Here is an 18,866-nt window from a genome sequence, read left to right on the forward strand (position 1 = left end):
GCATTGCAGCAAAATCATCACAAAACCTGTCTCATTGATCGTACGAGGCTCTAAGCTGCCGAGCTGCTGCGGCGCCAGGTGCTCTTGCCGCCGGCCTTGGCCTGGTACAGGGCGGTGTCGGCAGCGCTCATCAGCTCGTCGGGATCAAAGCCGTTGCCGGGCGCCACCGCAATGCCGATGCTGACGCTGATGCCGATCTGACGGTCGGCGATACCGAAGGGCTTGCCGAGCGCCAGAATGCAGCGGTCGGCAATATCGGCCGCCTTCGATGCCGAGGCATGCTGCAGGATGGCGAATTCGTCACCGCCCAGCCGTGCCACCAGATCACCATTGAGCAGGACTGATTTCAGCCGTTCGGCAACCTGTTTCAGCAGGAGATCGCCGGCCGCATGACCGAACGTATCGTTGACCGGCTTGAAGCCGTCGAGATCGAGATAGTGGACCGCCAGTTCCTCGCCCTCGCGGGCCGCCCTTTCCAATGCGGATTCGAGCTTCTGGCGAAACTGCATGCGGTTGGGCAGGCCGGTCAGTGGATCGTGATGGGCCAGATGCGTGGCGTGCGCTTCGGCCCGGATGCGGTCGCTAACATCGGCAATCGTCAAAAGCAGCCGCCGTGACGGCCCATCATTGATGATGCGCACATAGATCAGGACGTGATGTTCGCTGCCATTGGCCCCTTTCTGATGCCAGACGGTGCGGGCCTCGCAATCGCCCTCCAGCCCGCGCAGCATGGTGCCCAGCCGCTCGCCCTCGCTGCCGCTGTGAAAATCGGTGACGCGTTTTTGCGGCATGGCTTCGGCCGGGAAACCGTAGAGCCGGACTGCCGCGCTGTTGACGGCGACGATATCCAGCGTCACGGCATCGCAGACCATCATTGGCATCGGGTTGGCATCGAACAGAAGCCGGAACGATTCCTCGCGATGCTTGAGATCGGTGATATCGATGCGCATGCCGATGGCGCCGCCGTCGGGCGTGCGGCGATCGTCGTGGCGCAGCCAGCGCCCGTCGCGCAGCATCTGCTCTTCCTGCGAGACCGGCAGCCTGTGCTTGCGCATCCGCTCCTCAAGCCAGCGTTGCGGATCCGTGACCAGTTCCGGCATCTCGCCGCTGGCCAGGCTGATTTCGAGGATTTCGCGAAAGGGCATTCCGGGACGCAGGTAACCGGCGATCTCCGGATACAAAGCTGCATATTTTTCGTTCCACAGGATATAGCGGTCCTCGGCATCGAAGACGCAGGCCGCCTGCGGCAGCATGTCGATGAAGAAACCGAGCCGCCGGTGCGCAGCCCTTGCCTCCAGAAGCGCCTCCTCGTTTTGCCGCTCAAGCTCCAGCCGCATCGTTTCCATCGACCGTTCATCGATGAGATCGCGGATGACGACGCCCGTCAGGGCTTCGCTGAACCGCACGACCGAAAGCTCCACGGGAATGATGCTGCCATCACAGCGCAAAAGCAGCGTTTCGCGGCGAAAGGATGGGGCGGATCCGCTGGAGACAGTGTGCCATTCCGGCAGGAGCCGCGAGACCGGCGTTCGCACAAGCCCCGGCCCGCCACCGGCCATGGCCGTCACCATGCCGTTGGCAAAAACGATGATGCCGCCTGCATTGACGCACAGCGACGCCACGGGCACGGCCTCCAACAGCATCAACGCATCTGCGCCCGTGAAATCCGTCAAGGTTCATCCCCCCGGCGACCGGCAGGCCTTCCAAGAAGGCCGCTGGTGAAAGTGTGCGCCCAGATATGAAAAGAATGTCTTACCGGACGCTTACGCCAATGGATTGTGGCGGGGTATAGCCATACCATCTTTGCTCATAATTTAGAAAATGCTAATAATTCGTCCCGGGCGGGGGTTTTTCGAGATCGACAGGCGGGAAACCGATCCGCGCGTTTTGAACGGCAGATACGGCTGCTACACCGCTTCGCGCAGCTGCTCGGCCGTCTGCAGATCGACGGAGACGAGTTGGGAGACGCCCTGTTCGGCCATGGTGACGCCGAACAGGCGGTTCATGCGGGCCATGGTGATCGGGTTATGGGTGATGATGACGAAGCGCGTTTCCGTCGAGGCGGCCATCTCGTCCATCAGGTTGCAATAGCGCTCGACATTGTGGTCGTCGAGCGGCGCATCGACTTCGTCGAGCACGCAGATCGGCGCCGGGTTGGTGAGGAATACCGCAAAGATCAGCGCCATCGCCGTCAGCGCCTGTTCGCCGCCCGAGAGAAGCGTCATCGTCTGCGGCTTCTTGCCCGGCGGACGGGCAAGGATTTCAAGGCCGGCATCGAGCGGATCGTCGCTCTCAATCAGCTGCAATTCGGCCGTGCCGCCGCCGAACAGGTGGGTGAACAGCCGCTGGAACTGAACATTGACCACATCGAAGGCGGCCAGCAGGCGTTCGCGGCCTTCGCGGTTGAGATTCTGGATCGCCGAGCGCAGCTTGCGGATCGCGTCGATAATGTCCTCACGCTCCTTCAGCATCGCCTCCAGCTTGTCGGAGAGTTCCTTCTGCTCCTCCTCGGCCCGCAGGTTGACGGCGCCCAGCCGCTCGCGTTCGATCTTCAGCCGGTCGAGTTCGCGCTCGATCTGGCGGATATCCGGCAGCTCGGCGTCGACGGCAAGGCCGGTGAGCCGCATCACCTCATGCGGGGCGCAGTGCAGCACATCGCGGATACGGGCTTCGCTTTCCAGCCGCTTTTCGCGCGCGGAGACCAGCCGTTCTTCGGCCCGGCCCCGTTTTTCGCGCGTTTCGGCCAGTTCCGACAAAGCCGTCACGGCAATCCGGTCGGCATCGCGCTGGCGGGTTTCGGCTGTGGCGAGCACGTCGGCCGCCGCGCGGCGCGCGTCCTCCGCCTTCGACAGTTCGTTCATCAGCGCACGGCGCTTTTCGTCGAATTCATCGGGCGCTTCGAGCAGCTCCTCGACCTCCTCGCGGGCTTCGCTTTCGCGCTCGCGCAGGGTCTCGATATGCTCCTGCGCGCTGGCGGCCCTTTCGGTCCAAGTTTGGCGCTCGGTGGCGATGGCGCGGATGCGGCGTTGCCGGACTTCGTTTTCGCGGGCAAGGCCGTCATTGATGGCGCGGGCTTCCGCAACCAGCGCCCGGTCTGTCGCAACCGCCGTCATCTGGCTGTTCAGCGTCTGCTCCAACGCGGCCACGTCAGGCGCATCCTCCAGCGCGTCGCGCGCGCCCTCCATCTGCTCGCCGATCTCCTCGACCTGCAGCGAAAGCTGGCTTGAGGTTTCGGCAAGCACCGCCCGGCGACGGACGAGATCGCCGGAGGCACGCTCGGCCTGCGCCAGCGCATCGCGGGCTTCAGACAGCTTGCGCACCACCATGCGCTGGGTCTCGCGCGACAGCCGCAGCCGCTCGTCCTCAGCACGGATACGAGCGGCGGCGGCGGCAAGCCCGGCCTCGCGCTCCGCCAGCTGATCGCGGGCTTCGGTCAATTCGCCTTCAAGCTCGGCAAGGCGGTTTTTCTGCGCCAGTCTGAGCGCTGCCGCACTCGGCGCATCGGCGCCCGTGACATGGCCGTCCCAGCGCCACACCGCACCATCGCGCGTCACCAGCCTCTGACCGGCCTTCAGCGATGGCAGGAGGCGCTTTGCCTCTGCATCATCATCGACAATGCCGATCTGGCGCAGGCCGCGTTCCAGGATCTGCGGGGCACGCACATATTGGGTGAGCGAAACGGCGCCACCGGGCAATGGCGGATCATCGGCGCCGTCGCCCGGTGCCCGCCAATGGGCAGGCGCCTTCGGATCGAGCGGCGATTCCAGATCTTCGCCAAGGGCTGCACCCAGCGCGGTCTCGAAGCCCCGATCGACCTTCATGTCATCAACGACCGGCGGGGCAGCCCCCTGCACGGCCGATGCCTCCAGCATACGCCGGATGGTGCGGGCTTCGGTCTCGATACCATTGACCGTTGCGCGGGCGGCATCGACAGACGGGCGGGCGGCGATTTCGGCCTGGCGGGCCTCAGCCAGCGCCTCCTCGATATCGGCAACGGCATTTTCCGCCTGCTCGAGAGCGGATAAAGCGGCTTCGACGTCCTCCTGCTTTTCAGCGGGATCGGGAAGCGCCGCAATCTGCCGGTCGAGTTCGTCGAGGTCGCGGCTCTGGTCGGACAGCTGGCGGGCAAGACGCGCCTGCCGTTCGCTCAGGTCGCGGATGGTTTTTTCCAGCTGGTTGCGCGATGCCTGGGCCTCGGCCTTTTCGGCCGTTAGCAGGCCGAGCAGGCTTTCGCTTGAAGACAGTTTTTCGCTCGCATCGGCCAGCCGCTCGCGGGCGTCCTCGGCCCGCTCGCCCGCTTCCGAAAGCATCTCGGCAAGCTCGTGCTCTTCCTCGTCCAGCCGGGTGAGAATACCGGCATTGTCGGCAACCAGCCGCTCTTCGCGCACGATATCTTCCCGCAGTTGCGACAGGCGGCGCTGCAATTCGTCGCGGCGGCGCAGGATACGGCCGGCATCTTCCTCCAGCTGCGACTTGGCGATCTGCAGGCGCTGCAGGGCGGCAGCCGCCCTCGCCTCGGCTTCGCGCAGTTCCGGCAATTTCAGGCTGGCGATCGCCTGGGCCTTGGCCGCTTCCATTTGACCTTGCGCCTTTTCGGCCACCAGCGATGTCGCCTGGTTCAGCTGGCTATCGGCCTCGCCCTCGGCCTCCTTGGCCTGTACCCAGCGGATATGCAAAAGCATCGCCTCGTGGCGGCGGATATCGGAGGACAGAAGCTTGAAACGATTGGCCTGGCGCGACTGGCGTTTCAGGCTTTCGATCTGGCTTTCGAGCTGGGAGGTAACGTCTTCCAGCCGCTCGAGATTGGTTTCGGCCCCCTTCAGCCGCAGCTCGGCCTCGTGGCGGCGCGAATGCAGGCCCGAAATGCCCGCGGCTTCTTCGAGCAACTGGCGGCGCGCCTGGGGCTTTGCCGCAATCAGCTCGCCGATCCGGCCCTGCCCCACCATCGAGGGCGAGCGCGCGCCGGTCGAAGCATCGGCAAACAACAGCTGCACATCCTTGGCGCGGGCTTCCTTGCCGTTGATGCGGTAGACCGAGCCGTTCTCCCGCTCGATCCGCCGCGTCACCTGGATCTCGTCGCTGTCGTTGAAGGCGGCGGGCGCGGTGCGATCGGAATTGTCGAGATAGAGGCCGACTTCCGCCGTGTTGCGGGCGGGACGATTGCCGGAACCGGAAAAGATCACGTCGTCCATGCCGGACGCCCGCATGTTCTTGTAGGAATTCTCCCCCATCACCCAGCGCAACGCTTCCACCAGGTTCGACTTGCCACACCCATTCGGCCCGACCACCCCGGTCAGCCCGCGCTCGATCACGAATTCGGAGGGTTCGACGAAGGACTTGAAGCCGAGAAGACGGAGCTTGGTGAATTTCATGGTTTTACCCTCCCCTTGAGGGGGAGGGTCGGAGCGAAGCTCCGGGGTGGGGTGACGCCTTGCCAGATACGGCGGGTCACCCCCACCCGCGCATGCGCGCGACCTCCCCCCTCAAGGGGGAGGTATACAAAAACGGGCGCACTGAGGCGCCCGCCGGTTGTTCCTGAGAACTGCGATGGATCAGAGCATCGAGTCGATAAGGGCCGACATGGTGTCAACCGACATTTCTCCGGAATACTTCTTGCCATTGACGAAGAAGGTTGGGGTGGCCTTGACGCCGAAATCCTTGTCGCCCTTCTGCATCGTTGCCTGCACATCATCCAGAAGTTTCTGGTTCGTCAAGCAGGCCTCGAAGCTCTCCTGTGTAAAACCGGCGAGTTTCGACATCTGCAGCAGCGCATCGCGGCCGTTTTGTGCGGCGGCCCACTGTTCCTGCTGCTTGAACAGCATCGAGATCATCGGGAAATACTGGCCTTCCGGGGCGCAGCGCGCCAGCATGAAAGCGGCGGCAGCACGCGGATCGAACGGGAATTCGCGCACCACGAAGCGCACCTGGCCGCTATCGACATATTTCGCCTTGATGGCGTCATAGGTTTCATTGTGGAAACGGGCGCAATGCGGGCAGGTCATCGACATATATTCGACGATCGTCACCTTGGCATCGGCCTTACCGACGGACATTTCCGGCAGCGGGCCGGGCGCCATCAGCTTGGCGATGTCGACTTCGCCTTCCGATTGCGGAACCTCGACCTTGGCTGCGGGCGCTGCGGCCTGCGCCACCTGCGTCTGCCCGGCATCGGCCGTTGCCGGCGTTGCAGCAGACGATGTGGTGGAGGACGTCGTCGTGCCATCCACAGGCTTGGTGGCGGCCGACATCATCGAACCACCCTCAGCCGGCTTCATCGCCGATGTCGATGACATCATCGATCCGCCGGCAGCGGGCGTCACTTCGGTCTTGGCGACTGTTGCGGTGCTTTCTGCGGCCGGTGTGCTGGCGGCTGTCTCCTTCTTCTCGTCGCTGCAGGCGGCGAGCGTCACAGCAATGGCAGCCACGGCGACGCCGCTCAGGAGGCGCTTGAAAGGGCTCAGTTCAGAAAGGGACATGAATTCACCTGTGTGAGGGGATGGACGAAATCGGTCTGAAATTCGATAACTTGCCTTGTTCGGGGCGACAAGGGGCTGTTGCTCATCACCATTCAAACAATTGTGACCGGCTGATGGCCCGGTCACTTTTTTCCAGGCGCCAGCACTGCCGTGCCGAGCCGGGTCAGCGCCGCTTTGAGCGCATCGTTTTCGATACCATCGACCAGCGTCTCCAGCCGGCGGGCTGGCTCGCCCGTCAGCGGCTTGGGCTTGCGATAGGGCTTGGGCGGGGCAGAGACCGGTTTTTGCACGATGCGCATCTGGTTGATGGCCGGAAAACCGAAAAACCCGTTGATCCGCTGGATCAGTTCACCCTGCGCGTGGGTGAGAAACAGGGCGCGCGCGCCTTCGCAGGCGATGGTCAGTACCCCCGGCTGATAGCCCCCCTCGCCCGTCATTTCGGAGGCGCGTCGCGGCCAGGCGATCTTTTCCGGCCGGGTGCAATCGGCGAAATCCTCGCCGGCGATCTCATCCCAGGAACCGAGCAACAGCGTGTTGATCCCGGCGCGCTTGGCCAGCACCGGATCGATCATGCCATTGGCGATCTCGCTGATCTGCCGGCCGCCCTTGCGAGTATAAGGTTGTTTCAACAGATATCTTTCAGGTTCCGAATCCGCCTTGAAGGATGGCGAACACTTCGCCAATGATAGACCCCAACCAACATTCCGGCAAATGATGCAGCAGACAATGACCCCGGCCGATGCGGCCAACCGGCTTCTTTCCTGGTATGACCGGCATCACCGCGACCTGCCCTGGCGCATTTCCCCGCCGATGGCGCGCGATGGCGTGGTGGCCGATCCCTACCATATCTGGCTGTCGGAAGTGATGCTGCAGCAGACCACCGTGCAGGCGGTGAAACCCTATTTCCACAAGTTCCTGGCGCTCTGGCCAGAGGTGACCGATCTTGCCTCAGCCGATACCGAGGAGGTGATGAAAGCCTGGGCGGGGCTTGGCTATTATGCCCGGGCGCGCAACCTGAAGAAATGCGCGGAGGCCGTGGCCCGCGACCATTCCGGTGTGTTTCCCGATACCGAGGAAGGCTTGCGGGCGCTGCCGGGCATTGGCGACTATACCGCAGCCGCCGTCTCGGCCATCGCCTTCAACCGGCAAAGCGCTGTTCTCGACGGCAATGTCGAGCGGGTGATTTCGCGGCTCCACGCGATTGAGACACCGCTGCCGGCCGCAAAGCCGCAGATGCGGGCGCTGGTGGCTGCCATGACGCCAGCGGATCGGCCCGGCGATTTTGCTCAGGGGATGATGGATCTCGGCGCGACCATCTGCACGCCGAGACGGCCGGCCTGCGCGCTCTGTCCGCTCAACGAAGGCTGTCTCGCCCTAAAGACGGCCGATCCGGAGACCTTTCCACGCAAGGCGGCGAAAAAGGAAAAACCGCTGCGGGTGGGCGCTGCCTTCGTTGCCAGCCGCATCGACGGCGCCGTCTATCTGCAAAAGCGCGGCGAGACGGGGCTGCTCGGCGGCATGACGGAAGTTCCCGGCACGCCCTGGACCTCGCGCATCGACGGCGACAACACCATTTCCGCCCAGCCTTTTGCCGCCCCATGGGAGCCGTGCGGAACAATCACACATGTTTTTACGCATTTTGAGTTGCGCTTGTCGATCTATCGGGCCAAGGTCACAAATGAGAACAAAACAGGAAACGGCTGGTGGGAACCGCTTGTCTCTCTCAAGGCGCAAGCACTCCCGACCGTCATGAAAAAAGCAATCGCCCAGGCTATACCGGACGCTTTCAAGGACGGTCCGGACAGCCTTGGAAACTGAGGAATACCCGATGAGCAGCGTCGAAATCCGCCACATCGTCTTCGACATCGGCAAGGTGCTGATCCACTACGACCCGCATCTCCCGTTTTCGCGAATCATTCCCGATGACGCCGAGCGCAAATGGTTCTTTGCCAATGTCTGCACCCATGACTGGAACATCGAGCAGGATCGCGGCCGCGACTGGCGCGAGGCGGAAGACCTGTTGATCGCGCAGTATCCGGATCATGCCGACAGCATCCGTGCCTTTCGCACATACTGGCACGAGATGGTGCCGCATGCCTATGTCGAATGCGTCTCCATCATGGAAAGCCTGATCGCCAAGGGCTACGACGTGACCATGCTGACCAATTTCGCCTCCGATACGTTCAAGGAAGCGCAGAAGCGGTTTCCCTTTCTCACCTTGCCGCGCGGCGTCACCGTGTCTGGCGATATCCGGCTGATCAAGCCGGATGTGGCGATCTACCAGACGCATGCGGACAATTTCGATCTCGATCCGGCGGCAACCCTGTTCATCGACGACAGCATGCCGAATGTCGAAGGCGCGCGCGCCGCAGGCTGGCAAGCCGTGCATTTCACCGATCCGCAGACGCTGCAATCGGACCTTCTGGCCTATGGACTTTCGGTGTGACCATGACCCTCAATGCCTTCGATCCGGCTGCTGCAGCCGAGCGTTTTCATGCGGCAATCGGTGATCTCGACTTCGATACGATCGAAAATTTCTTTGCCGATGACGCCACCTATTCGTCCGGCAAGGTCGGCGGGCTGGAGGGACGCGCCGACATCATGGCGGCGTTCCGGCGCTATTTCGCCGAATATCCCGACCAGGTGGCGGAGGACAGCCTGATCGTGAAAATCTCGCCGCTGGCAGCCCGCGCCGTCTGGAGCCTGCAGGCCACCAGTTCCTCCACCGGGACGCCGCTTGTCCGCCGGGGCGAGGAGACCATCACCTTCAACGACCAGGGCAAAATCATCAGCGTCGATGTCACCGACTTCTGACACCAAAAGCCCTTTTTGAAATCACCAAAACGCCGCAATTGGTTCAGCTGTCATTCACCTGATCGAGGGCATGATCGGCTTCGAAATTCAGCATCCAACTCATCCGAAAGGCCGCGTTTCCATGGCAAAGATTATTGATGGCACCAACGGCAGCGATACCATCGTCCAGGGCGATTACACCGGACGTCCCGTCGAGATTTACGGCTATGGCGGCAACGACACCATCTATCTCAATGTGACCAGCAGCTACGGTGGCGACAACTATGTCAATGCCGGCTCGGGCAATGACAAGGTCGTCAACTATTTCGAAGGCGGCAACGATATCGTGCTGGGTGACGGCAACGATCTCTACATCGCCGATATCCGCGCCGGCGACAGCAACGGCTACGACATCGTGCATGGCGGCAACGGCAATGACCGTTTCGAAGTGGATACCGAAGCCAGCAAATATTACGGCGATGCCGGTAACGACACGTTTCTCTCCGTCGGCGTCGACAATTATTTTAACGGCGGCACCGGCACGGACACGATCAGCTACGCACTGCAGGACGATTATGCCTCGCAGCGCGGCAAGGGCGTGACCATCGATCTTGGCAGACAATGGGCGTCCACGACAAATGGCCACCGGGAAACGCTGATCAGCATCGAAAATGCCACGGGCACCGACCGAGGCCATGACGACATTACCGGCAGTTCGGGCCGCAATATCCTTCAGGGCCTGGGCGGCAACGACATTCTCGACGGCCTCGGCGGCAATGACGACCTTTATGGCGGTGCCGGCAATGACGATCTCTACGGCGGCACGGGCGACGACGATCTGGTCGGCGGTTCCGGCGATGACGATCTGGTGGGTGGTACCGGGGCGGACTATCTGCTTGGCGGCTCGGGCTTCGATTTCCTCAGCGGCGGCTCTGGTGCCGACATTTTCGATTTCGATTTTGCCAGTGAATCCGCCGTTGGCAGCAAGCGCGATATCATCAGCGATTTCCGCGCCTCGGAAAATGACATCGTCGATCTCAGCACGATCGATGCCAATGAACGCGTCAGCGGCAACCAGAACTTCAGCTTCATCGGCGGTTCGGCCTTCCATGGCAAGGCGGGCGAGCTGCAGTTCAAGAACGGCATCATTTCGGGCGATACCGATGGCGACGGCCGTGCCGATTTCCAGATCAAGATGAACGGCGTCACCAAGATGTTTGCCGACGATTTCATCCTTTAACCGGGTGCGTTCCGGCGATCAAAACACAAACGCCCAGGATCATCGCTGATCCTGGGCGTTTAAGTCTCCGTCCGGGACTGAAGGTACGAAACCGGACGAAAACTATCTCTGAAACGGGCGGCTTTCACCGCGCCGTCAAGCATTCTACGGGCTGGCCCGCGCGCCTCGCGTGGTTGATCACACGGTCGTCCTGCTTGCTGGGCAGATTACAGGCGGGATGGTTAAATTGTTCTAAAAGGCGGGCATCCAGCGACTGATTTCAAAGAGGAAATGGCGGGGCAAACATTAGCTATTCAAGCCCGTTAAGGCCGGATATTTTAGGACATCCCACATTGCGGGCGGCACCAATAATTCCTGTAAATCCGGCATTCTTGCTTCAAGGGAACAAGCCGGGCAGACAATGCGCAAACGTCCACATGGCCGTGATTCGCGACAGACACAGTCCCTGTGCGATGGGCACGGACGCATAAAAAATCTGTCCCATTTTGAAACTTGTTTTTTCACGACCTCGTTCAAACCGACAAACGGGGCCAGCCGGGAAACGGGCCAGCCGGCAGACAGAGAAGGCAGAGCATATGAACGAGACCACCGAGATTTCGAAAAAATCCAAGGACGGGCAGCTCGGCCCGGACAACAATTCCGAAAGCCCGGCGCGTTGGGTCATCCATTGCATCGCTTGCGAAGAGCCGGTGGAGCCATGGCAGACCAGCGGCTATGAGTTCGGCTACTGCGCCCGCTGTTTCGACGTTTTGATGGAACCGTCAGGCAAGTCGTGAAGACGGTCTATTGAGAGTTTCATAATTGCATACACAAACGCCGCGCATCCCATACGGAGCGCGGCGTTTTGCATTTCCGGGTTGGAAATGATCAGTTGATCTTGGCCATATCACTGCGGATGACGGCGCGCAGGTCGTCGATCGGCTTGAGCGACGTGCCCTCTTCATAGTGCCAGAAGGTCCAGCCGTTGCAGGCGTCGAGACCCTGGACTTTGGCGCCGAGGCGATGGATCGAGCCGGCGTCGCCGCCGCTTGCCACCGTTCCGTCGGCGCGCACGATGGCGCTGTAGCGGCGCTTCGCATCGGTCAGCACCGTGCCCGGCTTGATCATGCCGCTTTCGATCAGCGTGTTGAAGGCGACGCGCGGTTCGGCCTTCTTGCCGGTCATGACCGACAGGGTTGCCTTGCCGAGCGGCTCGACAGCGGCGATGCGTTCGGATGCCGCATCGATATAGGCCTGCTCGCGTTCGATGCCGACGAAATGGCGGCCGAGGCGCTTGGCGACCGCACCGGTGGTGCCGGAGCCGAAGAAGGGATCGAGCACGATATCGCCCGGCTTGGTCGAGGCCATCAGGATACGGGCAAGCAGCGCTTCCGGCTTTTGGGTCGGATGCGCCTTCTTGCCGTCGTCGCCCTTCAGGCGCTCGCCGCCCGAGCAGATCGGAAACAGCCAGTCGGAGCGCATCTGCACGTCGTCGTTCGAGGCCTTCAGGGCATCGTAGTTGAACGTGTAGCCCTTACCCTTGGCGCTGGGGCTTGCCCAGATCAGCGTCTCATGGGCATTCTGAAACCGGCGGCCCTTGAAGTTCGGCATCGGGTTGGTCTTGCGCCAGATGATATCGTTGAGGATCCAGAAGTTCAGGTCCTGCAGGGTCGCGCCGACGCGGAAGATGTTGTGGTAGGAGCCGATGACCCAGAGCGTTCCGGTCGGCTTCAGGACGCGGCGGCAGGCCAGCAGCCAGGCGCGGGTAAAAGCATCATACGCCTCGAAGGATACGAACTGATCCCAGTCGTCATCGACCGCATCGACCAGCGACTGATCGGGCCGGTGCAGCGAACCGCCGAGCTGGAGGTTGTAGGGCGGGTCTGCGAAGACGACGTCAACGGAGTTGTCGGGAAGCGCCTCAAGAGCGGCGACGCAATCGCCTTTGATGATGGAATCGAGCCAGCCTGCAGGGCTGGCGCCGCGGGAGATTTCGGCCAACGAAACAACTGATGACATGGACACTCGCACCTACGCTTACTCGGAACTGATTTCAGTCCTTATGGTTACCGAACTTGGTTACCAAATGCTGAAGGCGGAGGCGGAATTCGTGAAATGATACAGGAGGATGGAAAGTTTAGCGCAGATGCGTTACCCTCTTTCCATGAACCGGAGCGACGCCCGGCGCCTATTTGCGGTTCTCTCTTGTCTCATGAAAAATCCGGCTATCCTCCGGCGCCTCGTCCCGCTCGGTCATGCCATAATCGCGGATGACCGCGGCGATGCGCAGGCGGTAGGCGGCGAAGGTGCCGTTGCGGCCGGCGTGCTGGGCGGCGCGGTGTTCGGGGCCGTTGCGCCAGGTGGCGATCGCCGCCTCGTCGCGCCAGAACGACAGGGACAGGATCTTGCCGAGCACCTTCAGGCTTTCGAACCGCTCGATCGACAGGAACCCGTCGATCTCGTTCAGCTTGCCGTGAAGCTGGGCTGCCAGATCCAGATAGGCGCTGCGCCGGTCATCCGCCGGCTCCACCTCGAAAATCACGGCGATCAAAACGACACCGCCTTTGCATGCGGGCCGGAGACGTTCTTGAGGAAAATCCGGTCCTCCTTGAGAATAAACCGTTCTTTCCTTGCGAACTGATAGTTTTCCGCCCCGAGCGGATCGGCGGCAAGGCGGGCGCGATAGGCTTCGTAAGCCGCGAGGCTGTCGATATTGTAGGCGGCATAGGCCGTCGTCGCCGAGCCCTCATGCGGGGCGAAATAGCCGATCAGGTCGGCGCCGTTGCGCGGGATGGCCTGTCCCCAGTTGCGGGCATAGGCGGCGAATTCCTCGCGCTTGAACGGGTCGATTTCATAGCGGATGAAACAGGTGATCATGGGACGCTCCTTCGGTTGCGGATGTCCCCTTGTGCCAGTTTCGAAGTGCCTGATGCTTCGATGACGATCGAAGTGTCGGGCCTTGCCGGTGCTTCTCGCTGCAGTTACCATCGCGGCATGAAAGAAGGTCCAGATATCGCTCTCATCGGATCGCTGATCGGCGATCCCGCCCGCGCCAATATGCTGACCGCGCTCACCAGCGGCAAGGCATTGACGGCGACTGAGCTTGCCGGGACGGCGGGGATCACCCTGCAGACGGCGAGTTCGCACCTCTCCAAGCTTGAGGCCGGCGGCCTGATCGCCCAGCGCAAGCAGGGCCGCCACCGCTATTTCACCCTGGCCGACGACGATGTCGGGCTGATGATCGAGGGGCTGATGGGCTTTGCCGCCTATCGCGGTTTTACCCGCCATCGCACCGGCCCCAAGGACCCGGCGCTGCGCAAGGCCCGCGTCTGCTACAACCATCTGGCGGGCGATTACGGCGTGCGCATGCTTGATAGCCTGATCGCCGAAGAGGTGATTTCCGGCGCTGGCGATACGCTGCATCTGACGGCGTCGGGCGCTGCCAGCATGACGGCGCTCGGCATCGACCTTGCGGCGCTGAAAAGGTTACGCCGCCCGCTCTGCCGCGCCTGCCTCGACTGGAGCGAACGCCGCTCGCATCTGTCCGGCTCGCTCGGCCAGGCGCTGCTCACGCTGTTTCTCGACAAAGGCTGGGCGCTGCGCGAACCCGGCAGCCGCGCCATCCGGTTTACCGGCACCGGCGAGAAAGCGTTTGCCAAGCTCTTCCCCCTGCCCGCGCCGACGCCAGCCGGGCGCCAGTACGTGCATGCTATGGGCGTGTGAACCAAAAGGCTGCTACAGCTCCGACCAATTCTTCTCCCTCGAATGCGGCCCATGACAGTGTCCCCCGGTTTTCGCGAGCGCATCGCGCTCTATGCCTGCCTAACCTCGCTCACCTCCATCAGCATCGATGCCCTGCTGCCGGGATTGCGCCAGATCGGCGCGGATGTCGGCGCCGCGCCGCCGCTCTCCACCCAGCATGTCATATCGCTGTTCATCTTCGGCATGGTGTTTGGCGAATTGCTGCTGGGGCCGCTCTCGGACGCTTTGGGGCGAAAGAAGGCGCTGCTTCTGGGGCTTTGCATCTACGCGCTGGGAACGGTGATCGCCATGCTCGCCACCTCGCTCGAAATGGTCATCCTTGGACGGTTTGTCCAAGGCATCGGCGTTTCCGGGCCGAAGATTGCGACAAGAGCGATGATCCGCGACCAGTTCGAGGGCGATGCGATGGCCCGGGTGATGTCGTTGATGTTTACGCTGTTCATCCTCGTGCCGATGCTGGCGCCAGCGCTCGCCCAGGGCATCATCGCGCTCAGCGGCTGGCGCAGTGTCTTTGCCGTCTATCTCGCCGTAGCAGGCCTGCTCGGCATCTGGCTGGTGACGCGCCAGCCGGAAACATTGGCGCCCACCCGCCGCATTCCGCTGCGCCCCCGGCTACTCCTGTCCAACGGCCGGCGCATCCTGTCGAACCGGCGCGTGGTCTTGCTGATCTCGGCAACCGGGCTCGTCTTTGGCGCACAGCTCGTCTATCTCAGCACGGCGGCCGATCTGTTCTTCGACGTCTATGGGATCGCCGACACGTTCCCGCTCTATTTTGCAGGCCTTGCCACCGGCATCGGGCTTGCCTCGTTCCTCAATGCCAAACTGGTTGGGCGATTCGGTGCGCAGACCATGGCGCGCTTCGGTTTTTGCGGGCTTGCCGGGGCGGGATTGATGATGCTGGCGGCATCAGGATATTGGATCGGGCGGCCGCCCCTGCCCGTCCTGATGATAACAGCCTTTTCGGCGTTCTTTGCAATCGGCGTGTTGTTCGGCAATCTCAACGCCATGGCCATGTGCTCTCTGGGGGATGTCGCAGGTCTTGGCGCCTCGCTGATTGCGTCTGGGTCAAGCCTGATCGCCACCCTGTTAGCCGTCGCATTGGGCGCCTTTTACGACGGCACAACACTTATCCTCGCGGCGGGCTTCTTTGCAGCCGGGATCGGCGCGCTTGCTCTTTGCGAGCTTGCCGTGCGGGCGGATGCCACGCCGGTTGTCGCCCTGCGATAAGCCGCTTGCGCTCTAACAACCAGCTCGCGCCACAAGCACGCCGTCGAAATCCGACCCGGCAATGCTGGTACAGAGCGGCGACCATTCGCAGCGCTGGCAGGCATCGCGGATCGAGCCCTCCGCAAAGGCCGCACGCATTCGCAAGAGCCTATCGGCGCTCAGCCGGATCGATGCGCCGGGACGCGCGGATATGCCGAGCAAAGCCTCGACCGCCTCGCTTGCCTTCAAATCCCGATGCGGCACGCTCTCCTCGTTCAGGCAGTGCATGCCCGGCTCGCCCAGCATCGGCGCACAGATATCGTCCGGCCCCTCGACCACCTCGATATCCTCGCCTGCGGACAGACGGGCGGCGATGCGGATGTAGTTTTCGGTGAAGGCAGCCGTATAGCCCTTGCCGATAAAGGTCAGCATGCAAAGCAGGTGATGCGGGCGCAGACGGACGGTCATGGAAGCCTTGGCTAGGACAAAATCCGTGTCTTACCCGGCAATGCCGCCAACGGCAACTGCTTGCCGGGTAAGCCCGCCAACTCAGACATACGCCATCCGCTCCACCGCCGGGAAAGCGCGGCGGAGCGGATGATGTGCGGTGTCCGGACCAATCAGGCGGCGATCTCACCCACCTGATCGAGTTCCTTGACGACCTCGTCGGACAGCACCAGAGCTGCTGCAGCCAGGTTTTCGCGGAGGTGACCGACGGAGGATGTGCCGGGGATCAGCAGGATATTGGGGGCGCGGCGCAAAAGCCAGGCGAGCGCCACCTGCATGGGGGTGGCGTTCAGCCGCGCGGCGACATTCGACAGGGTCGATGACTGCAGCGGGCTGAAGCCCCCGAGCGGAAAGAACGGCACATAGGCGATACCGCTGCTCGCAAGGTCGTCGATCAGGGCATCGTCGCCGCGATGGGCGAGATTGTATTGGTTCTGGACGCAGACGATCTTGGTAATGGACTGGCCCTCGGCGATCTGCGTGGCCGTGACGTTGCTGAGCCCGATATGACGGATGAGACCCTGGCGCTGCAGGTCCGCCAGCACGGTCAACGGTTCTTCCAGCGACCCTTCCGCCGGACCGTGCACATCAAACATCAGGCGAAGATTGACGACATCGATGACATCGAGGCCGAGATTGCGCAGATTGTCATGCACGGCCTGCGTCAGCTCCTCGCGCGAGAAAGCCGGGTTCCAGGACTTGTCCTCGCCGCGCCGTGCGCCGACCTTGGTGACGATAACGAGATCGTCGCGGTAGGGATGCAGCGCCTCGCGAATGATCTGGTTGGTGACATGCGGACCGTAGAAATCGCTGGTATCGATATGATCGACCCCGCTTTCAACCGCCTCGCGCAGCACGGCGAGCGCCGCATCATGGTCTTTCGGCGGGCCGTAAACGCCGGGGCCGGCGAGCTGCATGGCGCCGTAGCCGAGCCTTTCGACGCTGCGGCCTCCGAGGGTGAACGTACCGGACTGTTCGATAATGGACATGATCTCACTCCTTTCAAGAGCTGATCTGAACATAGGCGTTGCTGGCTTACGTGATAACGGGTCATAATCAGCACAGGCTGTGCGGGATGGCGAACAATGAAGACGGACCTTGGTGATCTCAACGCATTCGTGGCGGTGGCGCGCGCCGGTGGTTTTCGCGAGGGCGCCCGCATCAGCGGCGCCAGCGCCTCCTTCCTCAGCGAAGCCGTGCGGCGCCTGGAGACGCAGCTGGGCGTGCGGCTGCTCAATCGTACCACCCGCAGCGTGGTTGCGACCGAGGCAGGCAAGGGCCTGCTGGAGCGGCTTGGTCCGGCGCTGAGCGAGGTCGAGGCGGCGCTGGAAGTGGTCAACGGCTTTCGCGGCCGGCCGGCGGGAACCCTGCGGCTGAACGTGCCCGTCAGCGCGGCACGGCTGGTGCTGCCGGCGATCGTACCGCCATTCCTGGCTGCCTATCCCGATATCCGGCTGGAGATCATGGCCGAGGACAGCTTTGTCGATATGCTCGCCGCCGGTTGCGATGCCGGTATCCGCTATGACGAGCGGTTGGAGCAGGACATGATCGCCGTGCCGATCGGGCCGCGTGTGCAGCGCTTTGCCACCGCAGCCGCGCCCGGCTACCTGAACCGCTGCGGCCGCCCTTCGCACCCGCGCGACCTGCTCGAGCACGCCTGCCTGCTCGGCCGCTTTTCCAGCGGCAAGACGACGGCACCCTGGGAGTTCGAGCGCGACGGCGAGGTGGTGCTTGTTGATCCGGCCGGACCGCTGATCGTCAGCGTCGGCGGCTCCATCGACCTTGCCGTCGATGCCGCCATTGCCGGGACCGGGATCATTTCGCTGTTTGAGGACTGGCTGCGCCCGCATCTCAACGCCGGCACGCTGGAGCCGGTTCTGGAACCGTGGTGGCAATCCTTTTCGGGGCCGTTTCTCTATTATCCCGGACGGCGCCTGGTGCCCGCACCGCTCCGGGCCTTCATCGATTTCGTCAAGGCGTTGCCTGGCCAGAAATGACGCCGCGCGTGGGAAGACGCCGGACATAGGGAACGGCTGTGCCGTCGGCATCACCTTCATCCGTTCCGCCTCCGGCGCATGGCAGGTTTCCGCCGGGCGCGGTTGAGCTTTTCGAAGGCATCGTGTAAACGGCCAGCATCTCCCCCAAGGATTCTCCCGGCATGACCAGCATTGATCTCATCATCTTCGATTGCGACGGCGTTCTCGTCGATTCGGAAATCATCGCCAGCGAAGTCGAAGCCGAGCTTCTGACGGAGGCGGGTTATCCGATCAGCACCGAGGAAATGGCCGAGCGCTTCGCCGGCATGACCTGGCACAACACGCTGCTGGCCATCGAGAAGGAAGCCGACATCCCGTTGTCGGCCTCGCTCCTTACCAAGTCGGAAGCCATTCTCGACAAGCGCCTGGCAGAAGACCTCAACATCATCGAGGGCGTCAAGCCGATGCTGGCGCAGCTCAAGCTGCCGCATTGCATCTGCTCGAACTCGACCTCGGCGCGGCTTGCCTCGATGCTGACCCGGGTCGGCATCAAGGATCATTTCGGCAAGCATATCTATTCCGCCCGCGATCTCGGCGAAGACCGGGTCAAGCCGAAGCCGGACATTTTCCTGCACGGCGCCAAGCAGTTCGGCGTCGATCCCTCGCGCGTCCTGGTGATCGAGGATTCCGTCCACGGCATTCACGGCGCGATTGCCGCCGGCATGCGCGTCGTCGGCTTCACCGGCGCCTCGCACACCTATCCCTCGCACGCCGACAAGCTGACGGAAGCCGGCGCCGAAACCGTGATTTCCCGCATGAGCGCCCTTCCGGGCGTGATTGCAGCGCTGTCGGAATGGTCGGAAACGCTGACGGCATAACGAATTTGGGTTGGTTTTTCAGCGAGAACCGGCACCGCCCACCTCCGTC

The 18,866-nt window shown here is 62.6% G+C and carries 18 protein-coding genes; 9 read left to right on the top strand and 9 right to left on the bottom strand.

All coding sequences use genetic code 11. From position 1 onward, the window contains the following. Nucleotides 1-50: 50 nt before the first annotated feature. The 4 genes from PYR65_RS17450 to PYR65_RS17465 all read right to left on the bottom strand — a co-directional run bounded on the left by PYR65_RS17450 (nucleotide 51) and on the right by PYR65_RS17465 (nucleotide 7,048). Complete coding sequence (locus tag PYR65_RS17450) at nucleotides 51-1,673, bottom strand: diguanylate cyclase domain-containing protein (RefSeq protein ID WP_276118892.1); 1,623 nt, start codon at nucleotides 1,671-1,673, stop codon at nucleotides 51-53. 234 nt (nucleotides 1,674-1,907) lie between these two features. Next, nucleotides 1,908-5,372 carry a chromosome segregation SMC family protein gene (locus PYR65_RS17455; protein WP_276118893.1) on the bottom strand — a complete coding sequence of 1,155 codons (3,465 nt, stop codon included), beginning with the start codon at nucleotides 5,370-5,372 and terminating at the stop codon, nucleotides 1,908-1,910. A gap of 180 nt (nucleotides 5,373-5,552) precedes the next feature. Continuing rightward, nucleotides 5,553-6,476: a DsbA family protein gene (locus tag PYR65_RS17460; RefSeq protein WP_407951248.1), complete on the bottom strand. Its 924-nt coding sequence runs from the start codon at nucleotides 6,474-6,476 to the stop codon at nucleotides 5,553-5,555. A gap of 122 nt (nucleotides 6,477-6,598) precedes the next feature. Then, on the bottom strand, nucleotides 6,599-7,048 hold the full coding sequence (locus PYR65_RS17465) for a DUF721 domain-containing protein (RefSeq protein WP_407951336.1): 450 nt from the start codon (nucleotides 7,046-7,048) through the stop codon (nucleotides 6,599-6,601). Nucleotides 7,049-7,187: 139 nt separating this feature from the next. On the opposite strand from PYR65_RS17465, the gene mutY reads away from it, so the two are divergent. The 5 genes from mutY (at nucleotide 7,188) to PYR65_RS17490 (ending at nucleotide 11,285) form a co-directional block, all read left to right on the top strand. Continuing rightward, the gene (mutY, locus tag PYR65_RS17470) at nucleotides 7,188-8,294 is read left to right on the top strand and encodes an A/G-specific adenine glycosylase (RefSeq protein ID WP_407951249.1); all 1,107 of its coding nucleotides are present in this window, start codon (nucleotides 7,188-7,190) and stop codon (nucleotides 8,292-8,294) included. 10 nt (nucleotides 8,295-8,304) lie between these two features. Next, nucleotides 8,305-8,922 (top strand): HAD family hydrolase, encoded by a 618-nt coding sequence (locus PYR65_RS17475; protein WP_060636382.1) that lies wholly within the window; start codon nucleotides 8,305-8,307, stop codon nucleotides 8,920-8,922. 2 nt (nucleotides 8,923-8,924) lie between these two features. Next, nucleotides 8,925-9,290: a nuclear transport factor 2 family protein gene (locus PYR65_RS17480; RefSeq protein ID WP_276121094.1), complete on the top strand. Its 366-nt coding sequence runs from the start codon at nucleotides 8,925-8,927 to the stop codon at nucleotides 9,288-9,290. Between the two features lie 121 nt (nucleotides 9,291-9,411). Further along, nucleotides 9,412-10,509: a calcium-binding protein gene (locus PYR65_RS17485; RefSeq protein ID WP_276118895.1), complete on the top strand. Its 1,098-nt coding sequence runs from the start codon at nucleotides 9,412-9,414 to the stop codon at nucleotides 10,507-10,509. A 575-nt stretch (nucleotides 10,510-11,084) separates the two neighbouring features. After that, nucleotides 11,085-11,285: a hypothetical protein gene (locus PYR65_RS17490; RefSeq protein WP_060636384.1), complete on the top strand. Its 201-nt coding sequence runs from the start codon at nucleotides 11,085-11,087 to the stop codon at nucleotides 11,283-11,285. Between the two features lie 91 nt (nucleotides 11,286-11,376). Here the strand turns inward: PYR65_RS17490 and PYR65_RS17495 are convergent, their stop codons facing one another. From PYR65_RS17495 to PYR65_RS17505, 3 genes are all read right to left on the bottom strand, one after another. Then, nucleotides 11,377-12,507, bottom strand: coding sequence for a site-specific DNA-methyltransferase (locus PYR65_RS17495; RefSeq protein ID WP_276118896.1), 1,131 nt, complete (start codon nucleotides 12,505-12,507; stop codon nucleotides 11,377-11,379). Nucleotides 12,508-12,676: 169 nt separating this feature from the next. Then, entirely contained in the window at nucleotides 12,677-13,039 is a 363-nt protein-coding gene (locus tag PYR65_RS17500) for an antibiotic biosynthesis monooxygenase family protein (RefSeq protein ID WP_276118898.1), read from the bottom strand. Beyond that, on the bottom strand, nucleotides 13,036-13,365 hold the full coding sequence (locus PYR65_RS17505; protein WP_060636387.1) for an NIPSNAP family protein: 330 nt from the start codon (nucleotides 13,363-13,365) through the stop codon (nucleotides 13,036-13,038). Before PYR65_RS17505 ends, PYR65_RS17500 begins: the two co-directional genes overlap by 4 nt. A 117-nt stretch (nucleotides 13,366-13,482) precedes the next feature. Here PYR65_RS17505 and PYR65_RS17510 point away from each other — a divergent pair, with 117 nt between their 5' ends. Then, a complete protein-coding gene (locus PYR65_RS17510) occupies nucleotides 13,483-14,211 on the top strand; it encodes an ArsR/SmtB family transcription factor (RefSeq protein ID WP_276121095.1) in 729 nt (242 codons plus the stop codon). A gap of 51 nt (nucleotides 14,212-14,262) precedes the next feature. Continuing rightward, nucleotides 14,263-15,477, top strand: a complete 1,215-nt coding sequence (locus tag PYR65_RS17515; protein WP_276118899.1) for a multidrug effflux MFS transporter — start codon at nucleotides 14,263-14,265, stop codon at nucleotides 15,475-15,477. Between the two features lie 12 nt (nucleotides 15,478-15,489). Here PYR65_RS17515 and PYR65_RS17520 read toward each other — a convergent pair whose 3' ends face one another. Beyond that, nucleotides 15,490-15,924, bottom strand: a complete 435-nt coding sequence (locus PYR65_RS17520; protein ID WP_276118900.1) for a DUF1284 domain-containing protein — start codon at nucleotides 15,922-15,924, stop codon at nucleotides 15,490-15,492. Between the two features lie 152 nt (nucleotides 15,925-16,076). After that, nucleotides 16,077-16,952, bottom strand: a complete 876-nt coding sequence (locus PYR65_RS17525) for an aldo/keto reductase family oxidoreductase (RefSeq protein ID WP_276118901.1) — start codon at nucleotides 16,950-16,952, stop codon at nucleotides 16,077-16,079. Nucleotides 16,953-17,048: 96 nt separating this feature from the next. Between PYR65_RS17525 and PYR65_RS17530 the strand changes: the two genes are divergently transcribed. Then, a complete protein-coding gene (locus PYR65_RS17530) occupies nucleotides 17,049-17,960 on the top strand; it encodes a LysR family transcriptional regulator (protein WP_276118902.1) in 912 nt (303 codons plus the stop codon). Between the two features lie 161 nt (nucleotides 17,961-18,121). Beyond that, nucleotides 18,122-18,817, top strand: coding sequence for an HAD family hydrolase (locus PYR65_RS17535; protein WP_060636392.1), 696 nt, complete (start codon nucleotides 18,122-18,124; stop codon nucleotides 18,815-18,817). Nucleotides 18,818-18,866 lie beyond the last annotated feature (49 nt).

Origin of the sequence: Pararhizobium qamdonense, assembly GCF_029277445.1 — a bacterium.
GTDB lineage: Bacteria > Pseudomonadota > Alphaproteobacteria > Rhizobiales > Rhizobiaceae > Pararhizobium > Pararhizobium qamdonense.

Coding starts and splice junctions, on each gene's coding strand:
- PYR65_RS17455 (WP_276118893.1), bottom strand. CDS start 5,372: ATGAAATTCACCAAGCTCCGTCTTCTCGGCTTCAAGTCCTTCGTCGAA.
- PYR65_RS17460 (WP_407951248.1), bottom strand. CDS start 6,476: ATGTCCCTTTCTGAACTGAGCCCTTTCAAGCGCCTCCTGAGCGGCGTC.
- PYR65_RS17465 (WP_407951336.1), bottom strand. CDS start 7,048: ATGATCGATCCGGTGCTGGCCAAGCGCGCCGGGATCAACACGCTGTTG.
- mutY (WP_407951249.1), top strand. CDS start 7,188: ATGATGCAGCAGACAATGACCCCGGCCGATGCGGCCAACCGGCTTCTT.
- PYR65_RS17475 (WP_060636382.1), top strand. CDS start 8,305: ATGAGCAGCGTCGAAATCCGCCACATCGTCTTCGACATCGGCAAGGTG.
- PYR65_RS17480 (WP_276121094.1), top strand. CDS start 8,925: ATGACCCTCAATGCCTTCGATCCGGCTGCTGCAGCCGAGCGTTTTCAT.
- PYR65_RS17485 (WP_276118895.1), top strand. CDS start 9,412: ATGGCAAAGATTATTGATGGCACCAACGGCAGCGATACCATCGTCCAG.
- PYR65_RS17490 (WP_060636384.1), top strand. CDS start 11,085: ATGAACGAGACCACCGAGATTTCGAAAAAATCCAAGGACGGGCAGCTC.
- PYR65_RS17495 (WP_276118896.1), bottom strand. CDS start 12,507: ATGTCATCAGTTGTTTCGTTGGCCGAAATCTCCCGCGGCGCCAGCCCT.
- PYR65_RS17505 (WP_060636387.1), bottom strand. CDS start 13,365: ATGATCACCTGTTTCATCCGCTATGAAATCGACCCGTTCAAGCGCGAG.
- PYR65_RS17510 (WP_276121095.1), top strand. CDS start 13,483: ATGAAAGAAGGTCCAGATATCGCTCTCATCGGATCGCTGATCGGCGAT.
- PYR65_RS17515 (WP_276118899.1), top strand. CDS start 14,263: ATGACAGTGTCCCCCGGTTTTCGCGAGCGCATCGCGCTCTATGCCTGC.
- PYR65_RS17520 (WP_276118900.1), bottom strand. CDS start 15,924: ATGACCGTCCGTCTGCGCCCGCATCACCTGCTTTGCATGCTGACCTTT.
- PYR65_RS17525 (WP_276118901.1), bottom strand. CDS start 16,952: ATGTCCATTATCGAACAGTCCGGTACGTTCACCCTCGGAGGCCGCAGC.
- PYR65_RS17530 (WP_276118902.1), top strand. CDS start 17,049: ATGAAGACGGACCTTGGTGATCTCAACGCATTCGTGGCGGTGGCGCGC.
- PYR65_RS17535 (WP_060636392.1), top strand. CDS start 18,122: ATGACCAGCATTGATCTCATCATCTTCGATTGCGACGGCGTTCTCGTC.